Source organism: Agromyces sp. NPDC052230, assembly GCF_040679595.1.
In the GTDB taxonomy this organism is placed as follows: Bacteria; Actinomycetota; Actinomycetes; order Actinomycetales; family Microbacteriaceae; genus Agromyces.
Genome location: NZ_JBFAVC010000004.1, coordinates 386,462 through 394,097 on the forward strand (window position 1 = coordinate 386,462; position 7,636 = coordinate 394,097).

8 protein-coding genes are annotated in these 7,636 nt (G+C 72.7%); 2 read left to right on the plus strand and 6 right to left on the minus strand.

All coding sequences use genetic code 11. The annotated features are described in order from the left end of the window. Window positions 1-7 precede the first annotated feature (7 nt). Window positions 8-1,450: an NAD(P)/FAD-dependent oxidoreductase gene (locus AB0K73_RS11780; RefSeq protein WP_360512323.1), complete on the minus strand. Its 1,443-nt coding sequence runs from the start codon at window positions 1,448-1,450 to the stop codon at window positions 8-10. A 28-nt stretch (window positions 1,451-1,478) separates the two neighbouring features. Then, the gene (locus AB0K73_RS11785) at window positions 1,479-2,363 is read right to left on the minus strand and encodes an arginase family protein (protein ID WP_360512321.1); all 885 of its coding nucleotides are present in this window, start codon (window positions 2,361-2,363) and stop codon (window positions 1,479-1,481) included. A 41-nt stretch (window positions 2,364-2,404) separates the two neighbouring features. Here AB0K73_RS11785 and AB0K73_RS11790 point away from each other — a divergent pair, with 41 nt between their 5' ends. Continuing rightward, window positions 2,405-2,638: a hypothetical protein gene (locus tag AB0K73_RS11790; RefSeq protein ID WP_360512319.1), complete on the plus strand. Its 234-nt coding sequence runs from the start codon at window positions 2,405-2,407 to the stop codon at window positions 2,636-2,638. Continuing rightward, entirely contained in the window at window positions 2,625-3,008 is a 384-nt protein-coding gene (locus AB0K73_RS11795; RefSeq protein ID WP_360512317.1) for a type II toxin-antitoxin system VapC family toxin, read from the plus strand. The genes AB0K73_RS11790 and AB0K73_RS11795 overlap by 14 nt, the downstream gene beginning before the upstream one ends. 105 nt (window positions 3,009-3,113) lie before the next feature. Here AB0K73_RS11795 and AB0K73_RS11800 read toward each other — a convergent pair whose 3' ends face one another. From AB0K73_RS11800 to AB0K73_RS11815, 4 genes are all read right to left on the minus strand, one after another. Next, window positions 3,114-3,851 carry a PspA/IM30 family protein gene (locus AB0K73_RS11800; protein ID WP_360512315.1) on the minus strand — a complete coding sequence of 246 codons (738 nt, stop codon included), beginning with the start codon at window positions 3,849-3,851 and terminating at the stop codon, window positions 3,114-3,116. A 62-nt stretch (window positions 3,852-3,913) separates the two neighbouring features. Continuing rightward, the gene (locus AB0K73_RS11805; RefSeq protein WP_360512313.1) at window positions 3,914-5,935 is read right to left on the minus strand and encodes a TPM domain-containing protein; all 2,022 of its coding nucleotides are present in this window, start codon (window positions 5,933-5,935) and stop codon (window positions 3,914-3,916) included. A gap of 104 nt (window positions 5,936-6,039) precedes the next feature. Next, entirely contained in the window at window positions 6,040-6,816 is a 777-nt protein-coding gene (locus AB0K73_RS11810; RefSeq protein ID WP_360512311.1) for a hypothetical protein, read from the minus strand. Beyond that, window positions 6,803-7,336: a SigE family RNA polymerase sigma factor gene (locus AB0K73_RS11815; protein ID WP_360512309.1), complete on the minus strand. Its 534-nt coding sequence runs from the start codon at window positions 7,334-7,336 to the stop codon at window positions 6,803-6,805. Before AB0K73_RS11815 ends, AB0K73_RS11810 begins: the two co-directional genes overlap by 14 nt. Window positions 7,337-7,636: the final 300 nt, after the last annotated feature.

Genomic DNA, 7,636 nt, shown 5'->3' on the forward strand with positions numbered 1-7,636 from the left:
CGCTCGCTCACGCGGCCGCCTCGGGACGCCCGAGGTCTTCGAGCAGTCGCAACCAGACCTCGCTCAGGGTCGGGAAGGCGGGCACCGCGTGCCAGAGCCGGTCCACCGGGACCTCGCCGACGATCGCCGTCGTCGCGGCGTGCAGCAGCTCGGCGACGTCCTGCCCGACGAAGGTCGCCCCCACGACCACCCCTCGCTCGGCGTCGACCACGAGACGCGCGCGTCCCTCGTAGCCGTCGGCGAGGATGCCGGCTCCACTCGCCGATTCCATGGCGACGTCGCCGACGCGCACCTCGATGCCGGCGTGGCGTGCACCCTCCTCGGTGAGCCCGATCGCGACGCATTCGGGTTCGGCGAACACGACCTGCGGCACGGCGGAGTGGTCGGCGGTCGCCGCGTGGACGCCCCACGGCGACGCATCGACGGGGGCGCCCGTGGCCCGAGCGGCGATGACGTCACCCGCCGCGCGCCCCTGGTACTTGCCCTGGTGGGTGAGGAGCGCCCGGTGGTTCACGTCGCCGGTCGCGTAGAGCCAGTCGCCGTCGCCCGAGGCTCCGCGCACGAGCAGCGTCTCGTCGACGTCGAGCCAGGCGCCGGCCTCGAGGCCCACCGTCTCGAGACCGATGCCGTGGGTACGAGGGGTGCGTCCGGTGGCGACGAGCACCTCGTCGGCCGTGACCGTCGAACCGTCGTCGAGCGTGATGGTCACCTGGCCGTCGGCGTCGCGTTCCACCTTGGTGGGCTCCACACCCAGGCGCACGGATGCTCCGAGCCCGCGCAGCCCAGCCGCGACGGCCTCCCCGGCGAACGGCTCGAAGCCCCCGAGCAGGCGACTGCGCACGAGCATCGTGACCTCGGTGCCGAAGCCCGCGAAGGCGGTCGCCATCTCGGTGCCCACGACGCCGCCGCCGATGATCGCGAGACGCGCGGGCGGATGCTGCACGCTCGTCGCATCGCGGCTCGTCCACGGCTTCGCCTCGGCGAGTCCTTCGATGCGCGGCACGAGCGGGTCGGAGCCGGTCGAGACCACCACGGCGTGGCGCGCGACGAGCGTGACCTCGGTGCCGTCGGGTCGTTCCACGACGACGCGGCGGGGTCCGTCGAGGCGCCCGGCTCCACGTTCGAGCTCGATGCCCGCGCTGTCGAGCCAGCCCACGGCGCCCGCGTCCGACCAGTCCGAAACCCAGTAGTCGCGCCGGCGGAGCACCGCGGCCACGTCGAGCGATCCCGTGACGGCCTCGGCCGCGCCCGGCACCCGCTGCGCCGCGCGCATGGCGGCGGCACTGCGGAGCAGGGTCTTCGACGGGATGCAGGCCCAATAGGAGCATTCGCCGCCGACGAGCTCGCGTTCGACGATCACCGTCTCGAGTCCGCCGGCGCGAGTGCGGTCGGCGACGTTCTCGCCGACCGGTCCGCCGCCGAGGACGACGACATCCACCTCGCGTTCCATGTGATTCCCTCCGCCTTCGATGTCCGCGTCAGACGGCGTCGGCCCGGCGGTCGGCGTCGCGCGCGGCGCGTTCGCCCGAGGTCAGCGCGCCGACGAGCCGGAGGATCGCGGGCAGGTCGTCGTTGGCCGCCTCGGGGGAGGCGGGGGCGAAGCCGGCGATCGCGGCGCCCGCGAGCGGGAATCGCGCCGCCACTGCCCGGATGAGTGCGGCGAGGACGCCCGCCTCGACGCCGAACGGCATCGGATACGAGAGGCCGGCCAGCTCCGTCGGGTCGAGCACGTCGAGGTCGACGTGCACGAACACGTTCGAAGCGCCCGTCTGCTCGAGGGCCTCGATCACGACCGCGGGGTCGGCGAGGTCGCTCGCCCCGATCACGGTGACGCCGTGTTCGTCGATGTATCGCTGCTCCTCGTCGTCGACGGCCCGGATGCCTCCGAGCACGAGTCGCCCGGGCGCCACCCGCGTCGCATCGTCGAGGGCGAGCCCGTCGGCACCCTCACCCGCGATCGCGCGCAGCGTCATGCCGCCGAATCCACCCGACGGGGAGGACTCGGGCGTATTCAGGTCGGGATGCGCGTCGAGCCAGAGCACCGCCAGGTCGCCGCCCGTGCGTCGGGAGGCGTGCGCGACGGCGGCGAGGGCCGCCCCGCAGTCACCCCCGATCGTGATCGCCAGGTCGGACACTCCCGCGAGCGCCATCTCGGTGCGTTCGCGCACCCGGTGCAACGCGCTGTAACGCCGAACGCCCGTGCCGAGGGAGTCGCCGGCTTCGATCGGGACGTCCACGACGATCGTCGCGGCGGCGGGCAGGTCGCCCTGGATGGCGATCGCCCCGTCGGCGAAGCTCATCGCGCGAGCGGACACGGAACCCTGCCAGAGGGGGACGACGACGAAGGTTGCGGGAGCAGGCATGGATCCCAGTATCCCGTTCGTGGTGGTTCGGGTCGAGCGCCATGGCCAACCTGCAGGTGAAGGACCTCCCCGACGCCCTGCACGAGGCGCTACGTCGGCGAGCGCTCGAGGAGCGAGTGTCGATCAGCCAACTGGTGACGGGCATGATCGAGCGAGAACTCCGAATCGCGGCGATGAACGAGTGGCTGCGCGGCAATCGGCAGGCGTCGCCGCGGCTCGACCTCGACTCGGCCGCGCTCATCGATCAAGTGCGAACACTCGATGCTCGTCATTGACGCGAGCGCCGTTGTCGAGTTGTTGATCGGTGGGCGACACGCCGACTGGGTGACGGGCACCGTGCGTGGCGAGGTGATCGTCGCGCCCGAGCTGCTCGACCTCGAGATCGCCTCGGCCCTCGCACGGCTCGAGCGGGGCGGGCAGCTCGACGTGATGCAGGCCGACGCCGCGATGGCCAGGTTCGCCGCACTGCCCGTCGAACGGCTCAGCCATGCCGGTCTTGCGGCCGACGCGTGGGCGCTTCGCAGTGCCGTCCGCTCGGCCGACGCGTTCTACGTGGCAGCGGCGAACGCGCTCGACTGCCTGCTGCTGACGACCGATGCCCGACTCGGCCGTTCGGGTGTCGTGCGCTCGCTCGTGCCGGCCTGATCCGCGATCCCAGCGAGGAGGACGGTCTCGATCAGACGGCGAATGCCGCGACCAGACGAGGATGCCGCGGCCCACCAGTGGCCGCGGCATCCGACACCGACCGGGTCAGCCCGAGATGGCGCCCTGCGACGATCCGCCGGCCTTCAGCGCGGCGAGGCGTGCGTCGACCTCGGTGAGCTCGCCGAGGTCCTCGAGCTCGTTGAACTGCGAGTCGAGGCTGGATGCCGCGAGCTCGGCCTGCCCGCGCACGACGGCCTCCTCACGGCGGATCTTGTCTTCGAAGCGCCCGATCTCGCTCGTCGGGTCGAGGACGTCGATCGACTTGATCGCGTCGTGCACCTGCTTCTGCGCCTGGGCCGTCTTCGAACGCGCGATGAGCTCGGAGCGCTTGTTCTGCAGCTGGACGAGCTTCTCCTTCATGCCGTTCAGCCCGGCCTTGAGCTTCTCGACGACCTCGGTCTGCGCGGCGATCTGCGGCTCGGCCGACCGTGCCTCGTTCTCGGACGAGATCTGGCGGCTCAGGGCGACCTTCGCGAGGTTGTCGAACTTGTCGCCGCCGGCGGCGTCGCCCGCCGAGCGCAGTTCGTCGCCCTTGCGACTCGCGGCGACGGCCTTCTCGCCCCACTCGCGTGCCGCCTCGACGTCCTCGCGGTGGTCGTCCTCGAGGAGGCGCAGGTTGCCGATCGTCTCGGCGATCGCAGCCTCCGCGTCGGCGATGGAGTTGGTGAAGTCCCGCACCATCTGGTCGAGCATCATCTGCGGATCCTCGGCCTGGTCGATGAGCGCGTTGATGTTCGCCCTCAGGAGTTGCGAGATGCGGCCGAAGATGGACTGCTTCGTCATGGTGGTTCCTTTCGTGGTGATCGTTGATCGTCGTCAGGTCGTGGTGGGTTGGACGCGTGGGATCAGAACCGCCCTCCTCCGCCGCGGCGGCCGCGGGTTCCCGAGCCGCCGAAGCTGCCCGGGGAGCGCCGTCCGCCGCCGCCGAAGCCGCCGCCGAAGCCCCCGCTGCGTCGTCCGCCGCCGCCGAAGCCGCCGCCTCCGCCGCCCCCGCCGAGCACGGAGTTGATGAGGATGCCGCCGAGCACCGCCCCGAAGAGGTCGCCCCCGCCACCCCCGCCTCCGCCGCCCATCGGCGCGCCGAATCCGCCGCCCATGCCGGCCCCGAAGCCGCCGACGTCCTGCTGGGCGATCGAGAGTGCCGAGCGGGCGAGCGACTCGGCGCGTTGCGCGGTCGCCAGGGCGTTCGCCGGATCGGATGCCGCAGCAGCCTCGGCCGCGACGAGCAGGCGCCCGGCTTCGGCGAGCCTCGTGCGCGCCTCGGCGCCGACGGCTCCCCGGCGGGCCACGAGGTAGTCCTCGGCGGCCTGCACCTGGGCGCGGGCGCCCGTGAGGGAGCGCCCGAGTTGCGCCTCGGCGCGGGCACGCTGTTCGGCGGCATCCCGAGCGCCGGCGATGGCCGCGTCGATCTCGGCGTTCACCTGTTCGAGCCGGGCCTGTGCGGCGAGGGGGTCGCGCCCGGGCGCCCCGATTGCGGCACGGAGCTGAGCGGCGTCGGATGCCACGCGGTCGGCGAGTTGCGCCGGGGCGCCCGCGCCGAACCTGCGCGCGGTCTGCACGTCGCGCTCGAGGTCGGCGACCCCGGCCGCGATCGCCTGGTCGGCGGCGGTGAGGTCGGCGGTGAGCCGGTCGATCGCGTCGCTCAGGAGCCGGGCCTGGTCGCCGGCCTCCTCGGCCGCGCGGATCTCGACCGCCGCGTCTGCGGCACGTCCCGCGGCGAGCGCGGCGGCGGCCTCGTCGAGCGCTCCGCGCGCGAACGTCAGGCGCACCTCGGCCTGCTCGGGGTTGTCGGCGACGGGTGCGAGGGCGGATGCCGCGTACTGCGACGTGAGCGCCGCGAGCCGTTCTGCCGCCGGCGCGACGACCGCCTGTGCCGCGTCGACCTCCGCGCGCACGCGCTCGAGCTCGGCCGGCGCGTTGCGCTCGAGGGAACGGAGCTCGTCGAATCGCTCGGCTTGGGCATCGAGCAGCGCGTCGGCCTCGCCCGCGAGGCGGATGATGCCGCCGTACCAGGCGCGTCGCTCCTCGTCGATGTCGGGTTCGGCGTCGTCGAGCTGCTGCTGCAGCGTGAACGCCTCGGCGAGCTTCGCCTTCGCGCCGTCGAGGGCGGTGCGGAAGTCGGCGGTCGCCTCCTCGCCGTAGGAGGCGACGGCGAATCCGAGCTCCTCCTCGCTCGTCTTCACGGCGTCGTCGGCGGCGACGAGTGCGCCGCCGGCCTCGCGCCGGAGTTCTTCGATCGAGGGCTGCGGCGGGCCGGCCGGGCCCGCGCCGGGCCCCTTGCCCTTGCGACGACGGGCGAGGATGATCGCGATGATCGCCACGACGACCGCGCCGATGACGATGAACCACAGCCAGCCCCAGCCGCCGCCACCGCCGCCGTCGACCGCGCCCGATCCGCCGCCCAGGGCGTCGGCCGCCGCAATGGCGGCGCCCGCCCAGTCGTCGTCGCGGAGGCGCGGCTCGATGACCTCCATCTGCAGGCGGTCGAGCTCGTCGTCCGACAGCGACGCCTCGGCATCGGCCGAGAGGTAGTAGGCGCGCTCGTCGACGGCCACGGCGAGCAGGTAGTCCTCTGCGCCCATGTTGTTGGCGATGGCCGTGTCGTTCGCCCAGCTGTCGGCGGCCTCGGGGTTCGTGAACTCGTCGACGTAGGCGACGAAGAGTTGACGGCCGGTCTCGGCGGCGGCCCGGTCGATCGCCTCGACGACCTCGTCGGTGCGTCCGCCGAGCGCGCCCACCGTGTCGACGACGGGAGACGACCCGAACTCGACGGGGTCTTCAGCCCACGCGACGGTCGGCGCCGCGACCCCGATCGCCGCCCCCAGCGCGATCGCAAGAACCACCGAACTGCCACGAACGGATGCCATGCACCAGTGCCTTTCCCCCGGGCCGAGCGGACCCTCCGAGTCTATGGGGCGGGCGGATGCCGCGTCCACGGGCCTGCCGCCGGGTAGCCTGCGACGGCCCGCGATCAGCCGACGGTGAACGGTGCGAGCGGAGAGATGAGGTAGCGGATCACCCCGTCGGGCGCGGTGTACGTGACGACCGCACTCAGGGCGTAATCGCCGGACGCGAGCGCCGGTGCGAGCGTCGAGGCAGCCTCGGCGTCGTCGTCGGCCGCCGCGCACGTCCGCGTCTCGAACGACCCCTCCAGTTCGGCGGATCCGCCCGGTGCCAGCGCGATCGGCAGTGGCGGGAGATCGGGAACCGCGCCCTGATGCGACACCGTGATACCCGAATCGGCCACCGTGAGCGGGGCATCCAGATCGATGCCGCCGGTGACGGTGTCTGCACCGACATTGGTGACCGTGACGGTGACGGGGTTCGAGCTGCCCGGGCGCACGGGAGCGATCGGCGCTTCGACGGTGACGACGAGCGGACTCGTCGCGGCATCCGTCGCCGGAGCCACCGGCGCACCGCAACGATTCACCTCGTGCGGTGCGACCAGACGCGAGTCCTCAGCGTCCTCGGCTGCGCCGCCACTCGACTCAGTCGACTCGAGCGCCACCTGTCCGTCGGTCGCGGTCGGACCGAGCAGTCCCGGCAGTCCGAGCACCAGGCCGGTGACGGCGAGCACGCCGGCGACCGCGCTGACGCCGCTCACGACTGCCGTGCGGCGGGTTCGCCGTGCTGCCCGGCTGCGGCGGAGCACCTCGTCGACGTCGATCGGACGCGCCGCCGCGGCATCCGCTGCCCGCTTCAGCCGCTCGCCCAGCAGGCCGTGGTCGTTCGGGTCAGGAGCCGACATGGCTGCCTCCACTCCGCGGGGCGCGCGCGCCCCCAGGGTCGATCGAGGTGGAGAGCGCCCGCAGGCCGTCGCTCAGGTACCGCTTGACCGCACCCGAGCTGATGCCGAGCGTCTGCGCCACGCCGTCGACCGTGAGGTCCTCGTAGTAGCGCAGCACGATGCACGCGGCCTGCCGGGGCGCGAGACGACGGATGCGGTCGATGAGGTCGAGCCGATCGTCGGTGGCCGACGCCGGGGAATCGACCGCCGACGGCTCCACGGCGAGGTGCCGCACGTTGCGCCACGTGCCGTCGCGGCGTGAGCGGTCGATGACCGCGTTCAGGATGGCGCGGCGTACGTAGGCCTCGGCCCTTGGCAGCGTCATGCCGAACCTCGGGGTGCCGAACGTGCGCACGAGCGCGTCCTGCACGAGATCGGCCGCATCGTCGACGTTGCCCGTGAGCAGGTACGCGTAACGGCTGAGCGCGTCGCCGCGCTCGACGACGAGCCTCGTCGCCACCTCGTCCCACGACCGGGCCACCCGTGCTCCTCCCGACGGCGGCGATTCCGCCGTCATCCTCTCAGACGAGCGGGGCGGTCGTTTCGTTGGGGCCGGACGCCGCGACACTCGACGACGCGTGCGTGGGAACCGCGATGGGTGCTGCGCGGCCCGGAAACGGATCGAGCCGGATCCTCAGCGAACTGATCGGATCCGACTCATCACAACGTGCCCCCGGAGGTGTCTGGGTTCAGGACATGTGTCACAGGTGATGGGTCGCTGGTGAGTCGGGACATGGGTCACAGTCGCGGGTATGTCTCGTGCACGTGTGGCGGTGTTGAA

Bases quoted from the DNA above. Each gene is read 5' to 3' on its own strand.
- AB0K73_RS11800 (WP_360512315.1), bottom strand. From the start codon at position 3,851: ATGACGAAGCAGTCCATCTTCGGCCGCATCTCGCAACTCCTGAGGGCG.
- AB0K73_RS11795 (WP_360512317.1), top strand. From the start codon at position 2,625: ATGCTCGTCATTGACGCGAGCGCCGTTGTCGAGTTGTTGATCGGTGGG.
- AB0K73_RS11805 (WP_360512313.1), bottom strand. From the start codon at position 5,935: ATGGCATCCGTTCGTGGCAGTTCGGTGGTTCTTGCGATCGCGCTGGGG.
- AB0K73_RS11785 (WP_360512321.1), bottom strand. From the start codon at position 2,363: ATGCCTGCTCCCGCAACCTTCGTCGTCGTCCCCCTCTGGCAGGGTTCC.
- AB0K73_RS11780 (WP_360512323.1), bottom strand. From the start codon at position 1,450: ATGGAACGCGAGGTGGATGTCGTCGTCCTCGGCGGCGGACCGGTCGGC.
- AB0K73_RS11810 (WP_360512311.1), bottom strand. From the start codon at position 6,816: ATGTCGGCTCCTGACCCGAACGACCACGGCCTGCTGGGCGAGCGGCTG.
- AB0K73_RS11790 (WP_360512319.1), top strand. From the start codon at position 2,405: ATGGCCAACCTGCAGGTGAAGGACCTCCCCGACGCCCTGCACGAGGCG.